Annotated in this window: 15 protein-coding genes; 5 read left to right on the top strand and 10 right to left on the bottom strand. The window is 63.2% G+C overall.

The genetic code is table 11. The features are described from left to right. Window positions 1–132: 132 nt before the first annotated feature. On the bottom strand, window positions 133–1,635 hold the full coding sequence (gene lysS, locus IM733_RS25250; RefSeq protein ID WP_248918959.1) for a lysine--tRNA ligase: 1,503 nt from the start codon (window positions 1,633–1,635) through the stop codon (window positions 133–135). A 93-nt stretch (window positions 1,636–1,728) separates the two neighbouring features. Continuing rightward, a protein-coding gene (gene prfB / locus IM733_RS25245; protein WP_248918958.1) for a peptide chain release factor 2 occupies window positions 1,729–2,824 on the bottom strand; the annotation gives its coding sequence in 2 pieces (ribosomal slippage) (window positions 1,729–2,751 and window positions 2,753–2,824; 1,095 coding nt in all). Window positions 2,825–3,020: 196 nt separating this feature from the next. On the opposite strand from prfB, the gene IM733_RS25240 reads away from it, so the two are divergent. After that, entirely contained in the window at window positions 3,021–4,472 is a 1,452-nt protein-coding gene (locus tag IM733_RS25240) for a hypothetical protein (RefSeq protein ID WP_248918957.1), read from the top strand. Between the two features lie 852 nt (window positions 4,473–5,324). On the opposite strand, the gene IM733_RS25235 is transcribed toward IM733_RS25240, so the two are convergent. The 8 genes from IM733_RS25235 to IM733_RS25200 all read right to left on the bottom strand — a co-directional run bounded on the left by IM733_RS25235 (window position 5,325) and on the right by IM733_RS25200 (window position 14,543). Further along, window positions 5,325–6,329, bottom strand: coding sequence for a response regulator (locus tag IM733_RS25235; protein ID WP_011532561.1), 1,005 nt, complete (start codon window positions 6,327–6,329; stop codon window positions 5,325–5,327). Window positions 6,330–6,380: 51 nt separating this feature from the next. Beyond that, window positions 6,381–7,394, bottom strand: a complete 1,014-nt coding sequence (locus IM733_RS25230; protein ID WP_248918956.1) for a chemotaxis response regulator protein-glutamate methylesterase — start codon at window positions 7,392–7,394, stop codon at window positions 6,381–6,383. Next, window positions 7,391–9,676: a hybrid sensor histidine kinase/response regulator gene (locus IM733_RS25225; RefSeq protein ID WP_248918955.1), complete on the bottom strand. Its 2,286-nt coding sequence runs from the start codon at window positions 9,674–9,676 to the stop codon at window positions 7,391–7,393. The genes IM733_RS25230 and IM733_RS25225 overlap by 4 nt, the downstream gene beginning before the upstream one ends. Beyond that, window positions 9,673–10,338: a chemotaxis protein CheW gene (locus tag IM733_RS25220; RefSeq protein ID WP_248918954.1), complete on the bottom strand. Its 666-nt coding sequence runs from the start codon at window positions 10,336–10,338 to the stop codon at window positions 9,673–9,675. The genes IM733_RS25225 and IM733_RS25220 overlap by 4 nt, the downstream gene beginning before the upstream one ends. After that, window positions 10,335–11,582, bottom strand: coding sequence for a CheR family methyltransferase (locus tag IM733_RS25215; RefSeq protein ID WP_248918953.1), 1,248 nt, complete (start codon window positions 11,580–11,582; stop codon window positions 10,335–10,337). The genes IM733_RS25220 and IM733_RS25215 overlap by 4 nt, the downstream gene beginning before the upstream one ends. Then, the gene (locus IM733_RS25210; protein ID WP_248918952.1) at window positions 11,579–12,100 is read right to left on the bottom strand and encodes a chemotaxis protein CheW; all 522 of its coding nucleotides are present in this window, start codon (window positions 12,098–12,100) and stop codon (window positions 11,579–11,581) included. Before IM733_RS25210 ends, IM733_RS25215 begins: the two co-directional genes overlap by 4 nt. A gap of 5 nt (window positions 12,101–12,105) precedes the next feature. Then, on the bottom strand, window positions 12,106–13,728 hold the full coding sequence (locus IM733_RS25205; protein WP_248918951.1) for a methyl-accepting chemotaxis protein: 1,623 nt from the start codon (window positions 13,726–13,728) through the stop codon (window positions 12,106–12,108). A gap of 128 nt (window positions 13,729–13,856) precedes the next feature. Beyond that, window positions 13,857–14,543, bottom strand: a complete 687-nt coding sequence (locus IM733_RS25200; protein WP_248918950.1) for a tellurite resistance TerB family protein — start codon at window positions 14,541–14,543, stop codon at window positions 13,857–13,859. Between the two features lie 260 nt (window positions 14,544–14,803). Here IM733_RS25200 and ydcS point away from each other — a divergent pair, with 260 nt between their 5' ends. From ydcS to IM733_RS25180, 4 genes are all read left to right on the top strand, one after another. Then, window positions 14,804–15,943, top strand: a complete 1,140-nt coding sequence (gene ydcS / locus IM733_RS25195; protein WP_248918949.1) for a putative ABC transporter substrate-binding protein YdcS — start codon at window positions 14,804–14,806, stop codon at window positions 15,941–15,943. 190 nt (window positions 15,944–16,133) lie between these two features. Further along, complete coding sequence (locus IM733_RS25190; RefSeq protein WP_248918948.1) at window positions 16,134–17,159, top strand: ABC transporter ATP-binding protein; 1,026 nt, start codon at window positions 16,134–16,136, stop codon at window positions 17,157–17,159. Beyond that, window positions 17,156–18,094 (top strand): ABC transporter permease, encoded by a 939-nt coding sequence (locus IM733_RS25185; protein ID WP_248918947.1) that lies wholly within the window; start codon window positions 17,156–17,158, stop codon window positions 18,092–18,094. The genes IM733_RS25190 and IM733_RS25185 overlap by 4 nt, the downstream gene beginning before the upstream one ends. Then, window positions 18,084–18,890: an ABC transporter permease gene (locus tag IM733_RS25180; protein ID WP_248918946.1), complete on the top strand. Its 807-nt coding sequence runs from the start codon at window positions 18,084–18,086 to the stop codon at window positions 18,888–18,890. Before IM733_RS25185 ends, IM733_RS25180 begins: the two co-directional genes overlap by 11 nt. Window positions 18,891–18,905: the final 15 nt, after the last annotated feature.

Below are 18,905 nucleotides of genomic sequence, written 5' to 3'. Positions count from 1 at the left end.
TCGCGGCTGAAGCCGCTCCTACAGGACAGCGGATACCTGTAGGAGCGGCTTCAGCCGCGATAGGGCCAGTACAAACAACATAAAGCTTCAGGCAAGAAAAAGCCGCCTCGAAAGGCGGCTTGTTCACATCGCTCAGGCCTGTGGACGCATGTGCGGGAACAGGATCACGTCGCGGATCGACGGCGAGTTGGTCAGCAGCATCACCAGACGGTCGATACCGATGCCCTCACCGGCAGTCGGCGGCATGCCGTATTCCAGCGCACGGACGAAGTCGGCGTCGTAGTGCATGGCCTCGTCGTCGCCGGCGTCTTTCTCGGCAACCTGGGCGAGGAAACGCTCAGCCTGGTCTTCGGCGTCATTGAGCTCGGAGTAGGCGTTGGCGATCTCGCGGCCACCGATGAACAGCTCGAAGCGGTCGGTCACGGCCGGGTTGTCGTCGTTGCGACGGGCCAGTGGCGAGACTTCGAACGGGTACTCGGTGATGAAGTGCGGCTGCTCCAGCTTGTGCTCGACCAGCTCTTCGAAAATCATCACCTGCAGCTTGCCCAGCCCTTCGTGGCCCAGCACCTTGGCGCCGGCTTTCTTGGCGATCGCGCGGGCACGGTCGACGTCCTGCAGGTCGGCGGCGGTGAGCTCCGGGTTGTACTTGAGGATCGAGTCGAACACCGACAGGCGCACGAATGGCTCGCCGAAGTGGAACACCTTGTCGCCGTAGGGTACGTCGGTGCTGCCCAGCACCAGCTGCGCCAGCTCGCGGAACAGTTCCTCGGTGAGGTCCATGTTGTCGCGGTAGTCGGCGTAGGCCTGGTAGAACTCGAGCATGGTGAATTCAGGGTTGTGACGCGTCGAGACACCTTCGTTACGGAAGTTGCGGTTGATCTCGAACACCTTCTCGAAGCCGCCAACCACCAGGCGCTTGAGGTACAGCTCCGGCGCGATGCGCAGGAACATGGCCATGTCCAGGGCGTTGTGGTGGGTTTCGAACGGCTTGGCCGCGGCACCACCCGGGATGGTCTGCAGCATCGGGGTTTCGACTTCGAGGAAGTCACGCTCGATGAGGAACTTGCGGATGTGCGAGATCACCTGCGAACGCACGCGGAAGGTGTGGCGGGTTTCCTCGTTGACCATCAGGTCGACGTAGCGCTGGCGGTAGCGCTGCTCGGTGTCGGTCAGGCCGTGGTGCTTGTCCGGCAGCGGGCGCAGCGACTTGGTCAGCAGGCGCACGTTGGTCATTTCGACGTACAGGTCGCCCTTGCCGGAGCGGGCCAGGGTGCCTTCGGCGCTGATGATGTCGCCCAGGTCCCAGGTCTTGACCGCCGCGAGGGTGTCTTCCGACAGGGTCTTGCGGTTGACGTAGACCTGGATGCGGCCGGTCATGTCCTGGATGACCATGAACGAGCCACGGTTGAGCATGATGCGACCGGCGACCTTGACCGGGATGGCGGCTGCTTCCAGCTCTTCCTTGGTCTTGTCCGCGTACTGTTTCTGCAGGTCGTTGCAGTAGCTGTCACGGCGGAAGTCGTTGGGGAAGGCGTTGCCCTTCGCGCGCTCGGCGGCAAGTTTTTCCTTGCGCAGGGCGATCAGGGCGTTTTCTTCCTGTTGCAGGTCTTGCGCTTCGGTCTTGAGGTCGCTCATGTCGTCATTCTTTCCATCAGGTGTTCGTTGCCCCTGTCGGGCAGGGCACGCGATACGGGCCGACGGCCTCGTATCGTGGCGGTGGTGTGCGGATTACAGCCCCTGCTTGAGGCTCGCTTCGAGATACTGGTCGAGGTCGCCGTCCAGGACCTTCTGGCAGTCGCTGCGCTCGACGCCGGTACGCAGGTCCTTGATGCGCGAATCATCAAGGACGTACGAACGGATCTGGTGACCCCAGCCGATGTCCGACTTGCTGTCTTCCAGCGCCTGCGAGGCGGCATTGCGCTTTTGCATTTCCAGCTCGTACAACTTGGCCCGCAGCATTTTCATGGCGGTATCCTTGTTGGCGTGCTGGGAGCGTTCGTTCTGGCAGGCCACCACGGTGTTGGTAGGCACGTGGGTGATACGTACCGCCGAGTCGGTGGTGTTCACGTGCTGGCCACCGGCGCCGGAGGAGCGGTAGGTGTCGATGCGCAGGTCGGACGGGTTGATCTCGATCTCGACCTTGTCGTCGATCTCGGGCGAGACGAACACCGCCGAGAACGAGGTGTGGCGACGGGCGCCGGAGTCGAACGGGCTCTTGCGCACCAGGCGGTGCACGCCGATCTCGGTGCGCAGCCAACCGAAGGCGTACTCACCCTTGATGTGCACGGTGGCGCCCTTGATGCCGGCGACTTCACCTTCGGAGAGTTCGATGATGGTGGCGTCGAAGCCGCGCTTGTCGGCCCAGCGCAGGTACATGCGCAGCAGGATGTTGGCCCAGTCCTGGGCTTCTGTACCGCCAGAGCCGGCCTGGATGTCGAGATAGGCGTTGTTCATGTCCATCTCGCCGCTGAACATGCGACGGAACTCGAGCTGGGCGAGGGATTCCTCAAGCCCTTGCAGCTCGGTCTCGACATCGCTGACAGCCCCTTCATCGCCCTCCTCGACAGCCATGTCGAGCAGGTCCTTGCAGTCGCTCAGGCCGTTGGCCAGTTTATCGAGGGTCTCGACCACCTGCGCCAGCATGGCGCGTTCGCGGCCCAGGGCCTGGGCGTACTCGGGCTTGTTCCAGACAGCGGCGTCTTCCAGCTCGCGGTTTACTTCGACCAGACGATCATGTTTGTGATCGTAGTCAAAGATACCCCCGAATGGACTGGGAACGCTCGGTGAGGTCCTTGATGGTGTTCAGGATCGGTTGGATTTCCATGGGCGGGCAGCTCTCGTGCGAATTCTGTGAAAAGCCCGCGAGTATAACCGAGTCTGCGGGCTGGCGGCAGACCCGCCGGGCGGTAAACAGCGCTCCACTCAGCGCGTCATGCGCCGACCTGATAATTCTGTCAGTTTCGCAAAATTACCAATTACGACTTACTTGTGCGTAGCCCTTAAACAACGAGGACACACACATGTTTACCACCGACGCTCCCCTCGCGCATACCCGCGTGTCGTGGCTTGCATTACTTGTTCTGATTTCGGCATGGCCTTGTGCGGGATACGCGCAGGTCCCATCAAAACCACCGCAAAATGGAGGCGGGTTAGTCATCATTGAGCCAACGGCAACTGATCTCACCATCCCTGGCCAGGCAGAAATGAATGAGCCGGAATTGGAAATAGAAGACCCTCCATTGGCAATCATCGAGGACGCTTCAGCCGATAACCCCCTACCCCCTTCAGGGGATACAGCCGCCGAGACGCAAGAGTTTACAGAAATACGGCGCCTCACCATTGGGAGCCGAGTCAACATCAGCAGGGTTGGGCAGTTCGCCGCGATCAACTACCGGAACCCTCGACTGCGCAGTGGTGATACGGTAACTGTAAGCCTGGCACCACAGGGGTCACGGCAAACCACCTTTATCTCTAGACCACTAACAGCGCAAGGCTCAGGTCCGATCGCCCTCACCATCCCTGTGCGCGAACTGGCAAACTATATCGGCCGCTCGGCTGATGTGACTGTCGCAATCGGTCGAGCTAACAATTCGCTTCGCTTTTCACGGCCCCGGACAATCTCTGTTGTGGTCACCAGCGGAGGTGACGTCGCCTCCAGACTTAACACGCGTTACCGCAATACTGTAAACCGGTGTACCTACGCCCAAAGAAGCGATTACCCCGCCTACTACTGCAACGGCATTATTATCCGTTCAGTGGATAACGGCGACTTTGATCCTTGGATACCCAGCCCAACTGCGAGAAACCTAGGAGGGATTTCATTCTCCTACTTCAGACTCGACTCCAACGTTACCAATTTTTATCGAAATGCTGGCTTCATCTTCTTCCCTCAAAGAGAGGCCTATGCCCAAGGTAGAGCCATCGATTTCTTGTGCATTTATGCTTATGACGGCTGGACGTTCGCTGGAGAACGCCGCGTAGCAGGTTGCGGCTTGAGAACAAGGGCTTTGCCTGGATCAGACCCGAGCTCATGCGTCGACCAGGGTGCAACGACCGTTCAAGGCTGGTACAACCATGTCAGAACCATAAACCACAACTCATTTCAATGTTCCCTTAGCACCCGAGACGCCAATCAGTTCGCGGTAAGCTATCAAGTGCGCAACAATCCACCGGCCGATATCAGAGACAGGGTCAGGGCACCTTGGAATGAAATGATGGCGGCCATGTGGGTACGACCGGATGAACCCCTCCCCCCCACAACCAAACGCTCAGGCGAGATCGGTACCCAATTGCCTATCGAAGCCTTCTTTTACCGCACCAACAGCACGACTTCTCTCAATGATGCCAGGGCGTTCCAGCAAAAGTACAAAGACAGAACCAATCTCTGGGTACCCATCATCGCTTTGGATCTTGGCCAGGTGAGGGGTTATCCTTTCAGGTATAACGCCGCAGACCAGGCTGTTCAACGCTGAACTATTGATCAGGTGGGCATGTTCAACCCATGCCCATCTGGTTGTCTTCGCTGTTCTTAGCCACTGTAAAACCCATGTTCACCGCTGCCTTCACTGATCGACTAGCCGATGTTGCCGGCCTGTATGCCGGGAATCCTAAAACCCCTCTGGCTTTGGTAAGCAGGAGGTAAACCACCCCGCCAGCTAGCGACAGCTGCGCCCGCCCAGGCGCCGCCCGTAACTTCGCGACTTCAGGAGGCTGAGCGCAGGCGTCTGGAGGGCCAGGTGCGCAGCACCCTTCGGCGTTAGCCGAAGGCGCGAGATGTAGACTTGCGCAGCAAGTCGTAGGCCGCGCGGGCCCGGAAGGCGCCGGAGCGAAGGGACCCCGAAGCGTAGCGTAGGGGCCGTATGATGGAGCGCACGGCTTTGCCGTAAGGGCGGAAAGGTGACTTCGAGTCGCTATCGCAAATGGATATGCGCATAACTATGGATACCCACTTAGCATTGACTTTGAGTTTCAGAGTATTGGCATTGAAATTCGTGAACATATCCATTCACGATGGAGGCGCCAACTTACCTTTTCGCCTTTACGGCGACCTTATTTTGTACGCGGGCAAAAGAAGGCAAAAACCGCTGGCTCCATTCATACGGCCCCTACGCTTCGCTCCGGGGTTCCCTCACTCCGGCCTCCTGACGTCGCATATGGCGGCGCCTGAACTATCGCGCACTTAGAAGCAAGATCAAGATCTATAAAACAGATACCCGGAAGTTGCCGTTAATTATGTACTGGCTGATCCGGCCTCTCGCCGGCAAGCCGGCTTCTACAGGGGAAAGTGCACGTTTGAGGATGCCCATGCCCCTGTGGAAAATGGCTTATGCGACACCCACTTGGTTACGCCCACTGTTCTTGGCCTTGTACAACCCGGTGTCCGCCGCCGAGATCAGTTGCCGGCAGTGGCTGCCGACACTCGGCGTCAATGTCGCCACGCCAATGCTCACGGTCAGCAGCGAACCGGCTTCAGGCACGGTATGGGCAATGTTCAGGCCCATGATGGTCTGGCGCAGCTTCTCGGCTATCAACCGCGCACCGCCCGGTGAAGTGTTGGGCAGCACCAGGGCGAACTCCTCGCCACCATAACGCGCCGGCAGGTCGGTGGGCCGCGAGCAGCAGCCACGGATGGCCTCGGCCACCTGACGCAGGGCCTCGTCGCCGGCCAAGTGACCAAAGCTGTCATTGAATGCCTTGAAGTAGTCGACGTCGACCATCAGCAGCGACAACTGCTGCTGTTCACGCATGGCCCGACGCCACTCCAGCTCCAGGTACTCATCGAAGTGGCGGCGGTTGGACAGCCCGGTCAGGCCATCGGAGTTCATCAGCCGCTGCAACATCAGGTTGGTGTCGAGCAACTGCTGCTGGCTGACGCGCAAGGCACGATAGGCCTCGTCGCGCTGCAGCAACGTTAGATAGGAGCGCGAGTGATAGCGGATACGCGCCACCAGCTCGATGGAGTCAGGCAACTTGACCAGATAATCATTGGCCCCGGCGGCAAACGCCGCACTCTTGACCAGCGGGTCTTCCTTGGTCGACAGGACGATGATCGGGATATCCTGAGTGGCCGGGTTGTTGCGGTACTCACGCACCAGCGTCAGGCCATCGAGGCCCGGCATGATCAGGTCCTGGAGGATGACCGTGGGCTTGATACGCATGGCTTGGGCCACGGCCTGATGAGGGTCGGCACAGAAATGGAAGTCGATGTTCTCCTCGTGGGCCAGCCCACGGCGCACCGCTTCGCCGATCATCGCCTGATCGTCTACCAGCAGGACCATCGCCGCACTTTCGTTGATGGTCGTGAAACCTTCGATTGGTAGATCATTCATCCCTAGTCACCAGATCACTACCGGCCAGGCGGCGTGACTCAATACATATCGTCATTTCGAAAAGATTTCCATCAGTCGTCCGGCGATCCGCTCCAGCGGGCGAATTTCCACGGCCGCGCCGATGGCCGCGGCCGCCTTGGGCATGCCGTACACCGCGCTGCTCTGCTGATCCTGGGCGATGGTCAGGAAGCCCTGCTGGCGCATCAGCTTCAGGCCCTGGGCGCCATCGCGGCCCATGCCGGTGAGCAGCACGCCCACCGCGTCGCCCGACCAATAGCGCGCGACGCTTTCGAAGAACACATCGATCGAAGGCCGGTAGATTTCGTTGACCGGCTCGGCAGTGTAGGCCAGCTGGCCGTTCTGCAGCAGGCGGATATGGTGGTTGGTGCCGGCCAGCAGCACCTGCCCCGGCTGCGGCGGTTCGCCCTCCCGGGCCAAACGCACCGGCAGCCCCGAGGCGCTGCTGAGCCATTCGGCCATGCCGGCGGCGAACACCTGGTCGACATGCTGTACCAGCACAATGGCCGCCGGGAACTCGCGCGGCAGCCCCTTGAGCAGCACTTCCAGCGCCGCCGGCCCGCCCGCCGAAGAGCCAATGGCCACCAGGCCGCGGCGCTGGGAGGCCTCGCGTATCGGCGCGGCAACGGCGCGGGGAGCGCTGGGCCGTTGTTGCCCGATCAGCCAACCGATATTGAGGATCTTGCGCAGCAGCGGCGCGGCGGCCTCCCGGGCATCCCCCGCGCCCAGCGCCGGGGTATCGACCACATCGAGCGCGCCGTGGCCCATGGCCTCGAACACCCGGTGCACGTTCTGCTGGCGGTCGACGGTGACGATCACGATGGCGCAAGGGGTTTCGGCCATGATCCGACGCGTGGCCTCGACGCCATCCATCACCGGCATGATCAGGTCCATGAGGATCAGGTCCGGGGTCTGCTCGGCACAGCGCTGCACCGCCTCGGCACCATTGCCGGCGACCCAGATCACCTGGTGCGCCGGCTCGAACGCCAGCGCCCGGCGCAGGGCCTCCACGGCCAAGGGCATGTCGTTGACGATGGCGATCTTCATCCCTGCGCACCTCCAATCAGCTCCACGACAGCATCCAGCAACGCATCGTCATGGAAGCTGGCCTTGGCCAGATAATAGTCGGCGCCGGCATCCAGTCCACGGCGGCGATCCTCTTCGCGGTCTTTGTAGGACACCACCATCACCGGCAGGGATTGCAGGCGATGATCGCGGCGCACCAGGGTCACCAGCTCGATGCCATCCATGCGCGGCATGTCGATATCGGTGATCAGCAGGTCGAAGTCATCACTGCGCAGGGCGTTCCAACCGTCCATGCCGTCCACCGCCACGGCCACTTCGTACCCCCGGTTACCCAGCAACTTGCGCTGCAACTCGCGCACGGTGAGCGAGTCGTCGACCACCAGAATGCGCTTGCGCGCCACGCCCTTGCCGCCCTTGGCACCGCGCTCGATACGCTCCAGGCGGCCGGTGCTGAGCAGCTTGTCCACCGAGCGCAGCAAATCTTCGACATCGATGATCAGCACGACCGAACCATCGTCGAGCAAGGCCCCGGCGGAAATGTCCTGGACCTTGCCAAGGCGCGGATCGAGCGGCATCACCACCAGCACGCGCTCACCAATCAGGCGCTCCACCGCCACGCCATAGAGCTGCTCACGCTCGCGGATCACCACTACCCGCAAACCCTGCCCCGGGTCCTGGGCGGCAGGCCGGTTGAGCAACTGGCTGGCGGCCACCAAGCCAACATGGCGGTCTTCGTGCCAGAAATGCTGGCGCCCCTCGATCTGCACGATGGCCTCGGTCGGCACGTCGAGGGTGCGTTCGATGTGGGCCAGCGGGAAGGCGTAAGCTTCACCGCCCACCTCAACCACCAGGCTGCGCACCACCGACAAGGTCAGTGGTACTTCCAGGTGGAAGCAGCAGCCCTGGCCGGCCACCTGGGTCAGCTCGATCGAGCCACGCAGTTCGCGCACCATGTGTTGCACCGCATCCAGGCCGACACCACGGCCGGAGACCTCGGTGACGGTATCGCGCAAGCTGAAGCCGGGCAGGAACAGGAACGTCAGCAGCTCTGCCTCGCTCATCTGCGCCACGGTCTCGGCCGGCGACAGCGCGCGCTCGACGATGCTCTGGCGCAAGCGTTCCAGGTCGATACCGGCACCGTCATCGGATAGCTCGAGAATCAGCAAGCCGGCCTGGTGCGAGGCGCGCAGGCGCACGGTGCCTTCGCTCGGTTTGCCCGCCAGCAGGCGCCGCTCGGGCAACTCGATACCGTGGTCGACGGCATTGCGCAGCAAGTGCGTCAACGGCGCTTCGAGTTTTTCCAACACATCGCGGTCGACCTGGGTCTTCTCGCCTTCGACGGCCAGGCGTACCGGTTTGTCCAGCGAGCGCCCCAGGTCACGGACCATGCGACTCTGCCCGGTCAGCACGTCGGCGAAGGGGCGCATGCGGCAGGCCAGCGCGGTGTCATACAACAGTTGTGCACGCTGGCTGGCCTGCCAACCGAATTCGTCGAGGTCGGTGGCCTGCTGTAACAGGATCTGCTGGGTTTCTGCCAGCAACTGCTGGGTCTGCGCCAGGGCCTCGAGCACTTCCGGGCCCTGCCCGCTGCCTTCGAGCTGGGTCTTCAGGCCGTCCAGCGCGCGGATGCCCTGGCCATGCATGCGCTTGAGGCGCTGCAGGGTGGCCAAATACGGTTTCAGGCGCTGGGTCTCCACCAGTGACTTGCTCGACAGGTCGAGCAGGCTGTTCAAGCGGTCGGCGGTTACCCGCAAGACCCGTTCACCACCATCGCCCGCTCGCTTGCCGGCCTTCGATGCGGCAACAGGTTCAGCGTCGACGACAGGCTCCGGCACCGGAGCAACGGGCGCCGGCGGCGAAGGTTCGACAGGTGAGCTCGGCAAAGGTGGCAGCATCGGGGGCACGACAGCCGTCGTCGGCGCCAACAGGCCGGCCAGTTGTACCAGGAACGCGGGGACCGCGGCTCCGCTGCCCTGGTCGCCTGGCGTGGCGATGCGCATCAGCAGATCGGTTCCCTGCAACAAGGCGTCGATATGCTCGGGACGCAACACCAGACGCCCTTCCTGGGCGGCCACCAGGCAGTCTTCCATGACGTGAGCCACACTGACCCCGGCGTCGATACCGACGATTCGCGCCGCGCCCTTGAGGGAATGGGCCGCACGCATGCAGGCTTCCAGCTGGTCCGGCTGGGCGGGGTTGCGCTCCAGTGCCATCAGGCCGGCGCTGAGTACCTGGGTCTGGGCCTCGGCCTCCAGGCTGAACAGTTCGAGCAGCGATGCGTCGCGCATTTGCTCCGGGGTCATGACAGGCTCCGCTTCACGGCAGACAGTAGATGTTGCTCGTCCAGGACACGCACGCTGCGCCCCCGCCATTGCAGGACGGCGGCAGTGAAGTGCGCCGTGTCGCGGCCCGTTTCCAGGCGGGCCGGATCAAGTCGGTGGATGCCGTCGATCTCGTCCACCGGCACCACCACCGGCCCACCGTCGGCCGCAAGAATCAGCATTCTCGGCAGTACCCGCCCATTGCGCTCGACAGTCGCCTCGGGCGGCACGCCCAGCAGGTCGGCCAGCGACAGGCAAGGCACCAGTGCTCCGCGCACGTTGGCAACACCCTGCAGCACCCGCGAACGCTGGTGCGGCAGCGAATGCACCTGCTGTTGCGGGGCGATCTCGGCCAGGCACGCGGTCGCCAGGGCCAGCCATTCCTCACCCAGACGGAACAGCAGCATGGAACGGCCGACAGCGACCTCCTCCACGACGCTCGCCTCGACCTGCTCGCCCTCGATCAGCGCATAGCGATCCAGCAGGCGAGTGGCCGCGGTGGCATACACGTCGCAATTGCGGCAATGAACATGCCGCTCCAGCAACGGGCACTGCTTGTCGCCGTGCACGCCGATGCGGTTCCAGCAATCGTCGATGACTTCATCATCGCGAGCGATCAGGTGCATCTGGTAGCCGCCACTCATCGTTCAGACTCCCTTCCCGCCCGGGCCGCGCGTTCCTGCAAGCGCCGTGCGCCCGCCTCGTCGCCCTGCGAAGCCAGCAGCGCGGCCAGGTGTGCCAGGGTTTCCGCGTGCTGGGGTTCCAGGTAGAGGGCCTTGCGGTAATGGGTGATGGCCTGCGTGGCATCGCCCTCGGTGTCACTGAGCAAGCCCAGCCAGTAGTAGACCTGCGCCTTGGGCGCGTACTGGCGAAGATAGCGCTCACAGCTGGCCCTGGCCTGCTCGCTGTCACCGGTGTTGGCATGGCGGGCAATGATGCCCAGCAGTTGGGCCTCGCTCTCATGGGGGTCGAGGGTTGGCGTGGGGACAGGAATCGGCCTGGCGGTGCGAGCCGATAGTGCGACCACTCTCGGCGGTGGCGGCGCCAATGGCCGCGCAACCGGCAGCGGCAGGCTCGCAGGAGCGCTCGGCGCGGGTTCCTGACGGACATAGGCGAACGACTGAGCGATACCCAGCGGCCGCATGCCCAGGCGCGCCAGCAGGCTGCCCTCGGCGGGCCCAATGAACAACACCCCCTGGCCATGGGTGAGGTGCTTGAGCACTTCGAACACCCGCTGCTGGGTCGGCACATCGAAATAGATCAGCAGGTTGCGGCAGAACACGAAGTCGTACAGGCCTTCTCGGCTCTTGAGTGCAGGGTCCAGCACGTTGCCCACCTGCAGGTTGACCTGTTGGCGCACGCGCTCATTGATACGGTGCAGCTCTGCGAACGTACTGAAATGCCGCTCACGGAACGCCAGGTCACTGCCACGGAACGAGTTGCGGCCATAGTCCCCCTGCAGCGCCTTGGCCACGGAGTTGGGGCTGATGTCCATGCCATCGATGCGAAATGCGGCCGGGCTGACGCCGCCGTCCAGCAAGGCCATGGCGATCGAGTAGGGCTCTTCACCGGTCGAGCACGGCAGGCTGAGGATGCGCAAAGGCCGCGTCCCGGCCAGTTCGGCCACCCGCTTATGAGCCAGACCGACCAAGGCACCGAAGGATTCGGGATAGCGGAAGAACCAGGTTTCCGGGACGATGACCGCCTCGATCAGCGCTTGCTGCTCCTCGGCCGATTGCTGCAGGCGCAGCCAATAGTCGTCCAGGTCCGCCACCTGCACCGTGACACAGCGCTGCTGCAAGGCACGCTCAATCATCGGAGCACCCACCGACTCCACATCCAGGCCGATACGCTCGCGCAGGAAGCGGAAGAAGCGTTGCTCGCTCATGCTGGCACCTGCCCGTTCTCGGCGGGATACAGCAGCTCCCGCACAGCGGGCGGGAGCAGGTCATCGACGCGGATGCGTTGCAACAAACCCTGGCTGTCCTGACGCACCGGCCCCAGATAAGGAGCCTCGGCGTTATCCAGGCCATAGGGCTGGAACTCCTCGGGCTGGCAGCGCAGGGTATCGGTGGCCTGCTCCAGCACCAGCCCCAGTTGCAGGTTGGGGCGCAACGGGTCGGCGCGGTAATGCACCAGCACCAGGCGCGTGCTGCCGCGCAAGGGCGCCGCGACACCGAAGCTCAGGGCCGACAGGTCGATCACTGGAATCAGCGCGCCCCGGTGGGCAAGCACACCGACGACCCAGGACGGCGCCTGGGCGACAGGTTTGAGCGCACGTCGCGGCAACACCTCGATCACCTCGCGCACGTCGAGGGCAAAGCGTTGCTCGGCAATGCGAAACTGCAGGTAGAGTGCGCCCTTGCCAACGGCCGGGCGCGTTTCACGGGGGTGCAGGTCGTTCATCGTCGTCAGACTTTGAAGCGCGACACACCGCCACGCAGGCCGGTGGCCACCTGGCTCAGTTCGTCGATGGCAAAGCTGGCTTGGCGCAGCGACTCGACGGTCTGGGTGCTGGCGTCGCTGAGCTGGGCCAGGGCCTGGTTGATCTGTTCGGCGCCCGTGGCCTGGGCCTGCATGCCTTCGTTGACCATCAACACCCGCGGGGCCAAGGCCTGGACCTGATGAATGATCTGGCCCAATTGCTCGCCTACCTGCTGTACCTCGAACATGCCACGGCGCACTTCCTCGGAGAACTTGTCCATGCCCATCACCCCGGCCGAGACCGCCGACTGGATTTCGCGCACCATCTGTTCGATGTCGTAGGTGGCAACGGCGGTCTGATCGGCGAGGCGGCGCACCTCGGTGGCCACCACGGCGAAACCACGCCCGTATTCGCCGGCTTTTTCCGCCTCGATGGCGGCGTTGAGCGACAGCAGGTTGGTCTGGTCGGCGACCTTGACGATGGTCACTACCACCTGGTTGATGTTGCTGGCCTTCTCGTTGAGGATCGCCAGCTTGGCATTGACCAGGTCGGCGGCGCCCATCACCTGGTGCATGGTCTCCTCCATGCGGGCCAGGCCTTGCTGGCCGGAGCCGGCGAGGCTCGAGGCCTGGTCGGCCGATGAAGTGACCTCGGTCATGGTGCGCACCAGGTCGCGCGAGGTGGCGGCGATCTCCCGCGAAGTCGCGCCGATTTCGGTGGTGGTGGCCGCGGTTTCGGTGGCCGTGGCCTGTTGCTGCTTGGAGGTGGCGGCGATTTCGGTGACCGAGGTGGTCACCTGTACCGACGAGCGCTGGGCCTGGGCCACCAGGTTGGCCAGTGACTCGGCCATCTCGTTGAAGCCCCCCTCGATGGCGCCGAATTCGTCCTTGCGGTCCAGGTTCAGGCGCATGCTCAGGTCGCCCGAGCGCAGTTTGTCCAAGGCATGGACGATAAGCTGCATGGGCGCGGTGATCACACGCAACAGCAGCAGGCCACAGATGCCGGCAGCGATGATTGCCAGCAGCAGCGAGACGATCATGCTGCCCTTGGCGGTGGCCACGGCGCTGACGATATCGTTGGTGGCGGCATCGGCCGCTTCGCGGTTGCGTTCGATGACCCCGTTCAGGTGCTTGCGCCCGTCCACCCAGGCCGGCGTGAGCACCTCATTGATCAGGCGCTGGGCCTCGGCATAGTTTTTCTGCCGGTAGGTCTCCAGCACCTGGTCGACGATTTTCACATAGGCCTCTTCAAGCTTGGTGAAATCATCGAAGGCCACCTGGTCATCCTTGTCGCGAATGGTCGCCTGGTAGCTGGCCATGTGTTGCTTGAGGCGGTCGTTAAAGCTCTTGAACAACTCGATGTCCGCCGTGGTCAATTCCCGGTGGTTCGACAACCCCACCAGCTGCTGGCTGGTGACATAACTGTCGACCCAGGCACTGCGGATCATCGAGCTGTAATAGACACCGGGAATGCTGTCGGACCCCACTGCCTCTTCGCTGGACTCGATCGCCACCAGCCGCGAGTAGGCGGCCACGATCATCAGCAGCATGATGGCGATGATCACGGCGAAACTTGCCAGGATCCGTTGGCGCAAGGTCCAGTTCTTCACATTCAGCCCTCAGGAATTCGATACGAGCGGGAAAAATCGCCAAAGTATAGCCCAGGCTTCCTACGCATTTGCGGCTGAATACGGATAGATTCAGGCATCCATGCCTGTCGAATTGGCCAAATGCCAGCTCATTGACCTGCGGCAAGCCTGACCTGGTTTTCCAGTTCCTGGCGCAGCGCCGGATCAAGACGCAGCTGTCGCGCCAATTCATCGAGGTAGGCGCGCTCCATGAAGTTCTCCTGATCGACCATCATCACGCTGGCCAGGTACATCTCGGCAGCCATTTCCGGCGTTTGCGCGGCACGGGCCACTTCGGACGGGTCCAATGGCTTGTTCAGCTCGGCATGCAACCAGTGCTGGAGCTCCTGGCTACTGTCCAGGCGGGTGAACTCCCCCTCGATCAACGCCCGCTCACGCTCGTCGATGTGGCCGTCGGACTTGGCCGCCGCCACCAATGCACGCAGCACCGCCTGACTGTGCTGCTCGACCTGGGCCGGCGGCAGGCGGTCCAGCGTCTGTGGCTCGTGGTTGCCTGACCCCTGGCGCGCCTGCCAGTTGCCGTAGGCCTTGTAGGCCAGCACGCCCAGCGCGGCGAGGCCACCGTAGGTGAGGGCCTTGCCGCCATACTTGCGCGCCTTCTTGCTGCCCAGCAGCAAGCCCATGGCGCCCGCCGCCAGCGCACCGCCACCGGCGCCGGAAAGCAGGCTGCCCAGGCCATTGCCCCCAGACTTTCCGGGCGCGCCCTTGCCAGCCTGGTTGCCGAGCAGTTCCTGACCCGATTTGAACAGTTGGTCGAGCAGGCTTCGGGTATTCATCTGGCATGTCTCCGCTGTAGGAAAAGAGGCCCCCAGAGTAGGCCCGGGCAGCCGCTTCGCCACCCGTGCAAATGCTTCCGAATGTTGCGCGGGAAGTCGACAAAAAACGAACTAGACTCGATCTGGCCAAACAGAACCACAAGAAGGCCGCCTATGAACGACCCTCGCCAGCCCCGGCATTTCTTCGCCTGTTTCGAAGCCTGGACAATGCCCGGCCTCGTCCTCTCCCCCGTCCACGCGACTCAGCAAGAGGGAACACCATGTCAGTGAACACGACTGTATTGTTCGGCGCGCTAGTGGCCAGTGCCGGCCTGCAGGCCGCCCAATTGCCAGAAAAGCTCGGCGCCGGCGAAGGGCAGCTGGATATCATCGCCTGGCCGGGCTATATCGAGCGGGGTGAAAGCGACAAGGCCTACGACTGGGTCACCGGCTTTGAGAAGGAAACCGGCTGCAAGGTCAGCGTAAAAACAGCCGCCACCTCCGACGAGATGGTCAGCCTGATGACCAAGGGCGGCTACGACCTGGTCACTGCCTCGGGCGACGCCTCGTTGCGGCTGATCGTTGGCAAGCGCGTGCAACCGATCAATACCGCGCTGATCCCCAACTGGAAGAACCTCGACCCACGCCTGCACAACGGTGCCTGGTACGTGGTCAAGGACCAGGTGTACGGGACCCCCTACCAGTGGGGCCCGAACGTGCTGCTGTACAACACCAACGTGTTCAAGCAACCACCCACCAGCTGGAGCGTGGTGTTCGAGCCACAGCAGTTGCCCGACGGCAAGCCGAACAAAGGCCGCGTGCAGGCCTACGACGGGCCGATCTACATCGCCGACGCGGCGCTCTACCTCAGGTCCGCCAAGCCCGAACTGGGCATCCAGAACCCGTACGAGCTGACCGAGACACAGTACAAGGCGGTGCTCGACCTGCTGCGCCAGCAACAACCACTGATCCATCGCTATTGGCACGATGCGACGGTGCAGATGAGCGACGTAAAGAACGAGGGCGTGGTCGCCACCAGCTCGTGGGGCTACATGGTCAACGGGCTGCAGGCTGACAAACAACCGGTGGCCTCGGTGGTGCCGAAGGAAGGCGCCACCGGCTGGGCCGACACTACCATGCTGCACAGCGAGGCCAAGCACCCCAACTGCGCCTACAAGTGGATGGACTGGTCACTGCAACCGAAGGTGCAGGGCGATGTAGCGGCTTGGTTCGGCTCGTTGCCGGCGGTGCCGGCGGCCTGTACTGGCAGCGAGCTGCTGGGGGCCGAGGGCTGCAAGACCAACGGCTTCGACAACTTCGACAAGATCGCCTTCTGGAAGACCCCGCAGGCCGAAGGGGGCAAGTTCGTGCCCTATAGCCGCTGGACCCAGGACTACATCGCGATCATGGGTGGCCGATAGGAGCGCCCACGCTCGCCAAGCGGTCATGGCTCAAGACTCAACCCTTGATCTGTTAAGACCCCTGTAGGAGCGGCTTCAGCCGCGATCACCCGCGCAGCGGGTGCCGACACCGCGATACCCGCATCGCGGCTGAAGCGCCTACAGGCAAACCAGCACCGAATGAACCCGCATCAACCGATCAGGTAGCACCATGCCCCCAGCCGTCCAGTTCACCCAGGTTTCCCGCACCTTCGGCGACGTCAAGGCCGTCGACCAGGTCAGCATCGATATCCAGGATGGCGAGTTCTTCTCCATGCTCGGCCCGTCCGGCTCGGGCAAGACCACCTGCCTGCGCCTGATCGCCGGCTTCGAACAGCCCAGCAGCGGCTCGATCCGCATCCATGGCGCCGAGGCCGCAGGCCTGCCGCCCTACCAGCGTGACGTCAACACGGTATTCCAGGACTACGCGCTGTTCCCGCACATGAACGTGCGCGACAACGTTGCCTACGGCCTGAAGGTCAAGGGTGTCGCCAAGCCCGAGCGCCACGCCCGCGCAGAAGAAGCCCTGGCCATGGTGGCATTAGGCGGCTACGGCGAACGCAAACCCGCGCAGCTTTCCGGCGGCCAGCGCCAGCGCGTCGCGCTGGCCCGGGCATTGGTCAACCGACCGCGGGTGTTGCTCCTCGACGAGCCGCTCGGTGCCCTTGACCTCAAGCTGCGCGAGCAGATGCAGGGCGAATTGAAGAAGCTGCAGCGCCAGTTGGGCATCACCTTCATTTTCGTCACCCACGACCAGACCGAAGCGCTGTCGATGTCCGATCGGGTCGCGGTGTTCAACCGTGGGCGCATCGAACAGGTCGACTCACCGCGCAACCTCTACATGCAGCCGGCGACCACGTTCGTCGCCGAGTTCGTCGGCACCTCCAATGTACTGCGCGGCGAGTTGGCCCAACAGCTCAGCGGCAGCCCCCTGCCGTTCTCCATCCGCCCCGAGCACATTCGTCTGGACGGCCAGGTCGCCGCTCACGAGGTGCAGGTCAGCGGCGAACTTCACGACATCCAGTACCAGGGCAGCGCCACTCGTTTCGAGGTGAGGCTGGACAACGGCCAGGTACTGGCCGTAAGTCAGGCCAATGACCAGTGGCTGGCCCATGCGCCGACCTGGCAAACCGGCCAGCGCGTACATGCCCGTTGGCCACGAGAGGCAATGACGGCATTGCAGGAAAGCGTCCTATGAACCTTGCCTCGGCGCACCCGGCACGTTCGCCCCTGCGACGCCTGAGCAACGTGCTCTACCGACGCCCCAACCTGTACCTGCTGATGCTGCTGATTCCACCATTGCTGTGGTTCGGCGCGATCTACCTCGGTTCGCTGCTGAACCTGTTGTGGCAGGGTTTCTATACCTTCGACGACTTCACCATGGCGGTGACGCCGGACCTGACCCTGGCCAACTTCGCCGCACTGTTCAACCCGGCGAACTTCGACATCATCCTGCGTACCCTGACCATGGCCGTGGCGGTGTCACTTGCCAGTGCCGTGCTGGCCTTCCCCATCGCTTACTACATGGCACGCTACACCACCGGCCGCACCAAGGCGTTTTTCTATATCGCGGTGATGATGCCGATGTGGGCCAGCTACATCGTCAAGACCTACGCCTGGACCCTGCTGCTGGCCAAAGGCGGCGTGGCCCAGTGGTTTATCCAGCACCTGCACCTGGAGGGGCTGCTGCAACTGGTGCTCGCTGTTCCCGGCGTGGGTGGCAGCACCCTGTCGACCTCGCACCTCGGGCGCTTCCTGGTGTTCGTGTACATCTGGCTGCCGTTCATGATCCTGCCGATCCAGGCCGCGCTGGAGCGCCTGCCGCCCTCGCTGCTGCAAGCCTCGGCCGACCTCGGTGCGAGGCCACGCCAAACCTTCCAGCAGGTGATCCTGCCGTTGTCGGTGCCGGGGATCGCCGCCGGATCGATCTTTACCTTTTCCCTGACCTTGGGTGACTTCATCGTGCCGCAGTTGATCGGCCCACCCGGCTACTTCATCGGCAGCATGGTCTACGCCCAGCAAGGTGCGATCGGCAACATGCCCATGGCTGCGGCCTTCACCCTGGTGCCGATCGTGCTGATTGCCGTGTACCTGTCCATCGTCAAACGCCTGGGGGCCTTCGATGCACTCTGAAAAAGCCTCGACAGGCCTGCGTCTGGCGGCCTGGGGCGGGTTGCTGTTCCTGCACTTCCCGATCCTGATCATCCTGCTCTATGCCTTCAACACCGAGGACGCGGCCTTCAGCTTTCCGCCCCAGGGCTTCACCCTGAAGTGGTTCGGCGTGGCCTTCGCCCGACCCGACGTCCTGGAGGCGATCAAGTTGTCGCTGCAGGTGGCCTGCCTGGCCACGCTGATCGCCCTGGTGCTGGGCACCTTGGCCTCTGCGGCGCTGTACCGACGCCGCTTTTTCGGCAAGGAAGGCATCTCGCTGATGTTGATCCTGCCCATCGCCCTGCCCGGCATCATCACTGGCATCGCCCTGCTGTCGGCCTTCAAGCGCCTGGGCATCGAGCCTGGCCTGTTCACCATCGTGGTCGGGCATGCGACATTCTGCGTGGTGATCGTCTACAACAACGTCATCGCACGCCTGCGGCGCACTTCGCAGAGCCTGATCGAGGCGTCGATGGACCTGGGTGCCGACGGCTGGCAAACCTTCCGCTACGTCATCCTGCCCAACCTCGGTTCGGCGTTGCTGGCCGGCGGCATGCTGGCCTTCGCCCTCTCGTTCGACGAGATCATCGTCACCACCTTCACCGCCGGCCACGAACGCACCCTGCCCATCTGGCTGCTCAACCAGCTCAGCCGCCCGCGTGACGTGCCGGTGACCAACGTGGTCGCCATGCTGGTGATGCTGGTGACCATGCTGCCGATTCTCGGCGCCTATTACCTGACCCGCGGCGGTGAAAGCGTCGCGGGCAGCGGCAAATGACCCTGGAGGAGTCCC

Source organism: Pseudomonas entomophila (assembly GCF_023277925.1).
GTDB lineage: Bacteria > Pseudomonadota > Gammaproteobacteria > Pseudomonadales > Pseudomonadaceae > Aquipseudomonas > Aquipseudomonas entomophila_D.
This window is presented reverse-complemented; position numbering and strand designations above follow the sequence as displayed.

Excerpts from the sequence above, each read along its gene's own strand:
- lysS (WP_248918959.1), bottom strand. The coding sequence starts at position 1,635 with ATGAGCGACCTCAAGACCGAAGCGCAAGACCTGCAACAGGAAGAAAAC.
- IM733_RS25235 (WP_011532561.1), bottom strand. The coding sequence starts at position 6,329 with ATGAATGATCTACCAATCGAAGGTTTCACGACCATCAACGAAAGTGCG.
- ydcS (WP_248918949.1), top strand. The coding sequence starts at position 14,804 with ATGTCAGTGAACACGACTGTATTGTTCGGCGCGCTAGTGGCCAGTGCC.
- IM733_RS25210 (WP_248918952.1), bottom strand. The coding sequence starts at position 12,100 with ATGAACGACCTGCACCCCCGTGAAACGCGCCCGGCCGTTGGCAAGGGC.
- IM733_RS25190 (WP_248918948.1), top strand. The coding sequence starts at position 16,134 with ATGCCCCCAGCCGTCCAGTTCACCCAGGTTTCCCGCACCTTCGGCGAC.
- IM733_RS25240 (WP_248918957.1), top strand. The coding sequence starts at position 3,021 with ATGTTTACCACCGACGCTCCCCTCGCGCATACCCGCGTGTCGTGGCTT.
- IM733_RS25230 (WP_248918956.1), bottom strand. The coding sequence starts at position 7,394 with ATGAAGATCGCCATCGTCAACGACATGCCCTTGGCCGTGGAGGCCCTG.
- IM733_RS25185 (WP_248918947.1), top strand. The coding sequence starts at position 17,156 with ATGAACCTTGCCTCGGCGCACCCGGCACGTTCGCCCCTGCGACGCCTG.
- IM733_RS25225 (WP_248918955.1), bottom strand. The coding sequence starts at position 9,676 with ATGACCCCGGAGCAAATGCGCGACGCATCGCTGCTCGAACTGTTCAGC.
- IM733_RS25220 (WP_248918954.1), bottom strand. The coding sequence starts at position 10,338 with ATGAGTGGCGGCTACCAGATGCACCTGATCGCTCGCGATGATGAAGTC.
- IM733_RS25215 (WP_248918953.1), bottom strand. The coding sequence starts at position 11,582 with ATGAGCGAGCAACGCTTCTTCCGCTTCCTGCGCGAGCGTATCGGCCTG.
- IM733_RS25200 (WP_248918950.1), bottom strand. The coding sequence starts at position 14,543 with ATGAATACCCGAAGCCTGCTCGACCAACTGTTCAAATCGGGTCAGGAA.
- IM733_RS25180 (WP_248918946.1), top strand. The coding sequence starts at position 18,084 with ATGCACTCTGAAAAAGCCTCGACAGGCCTGCGTCTGGCGGCCTGGGGC.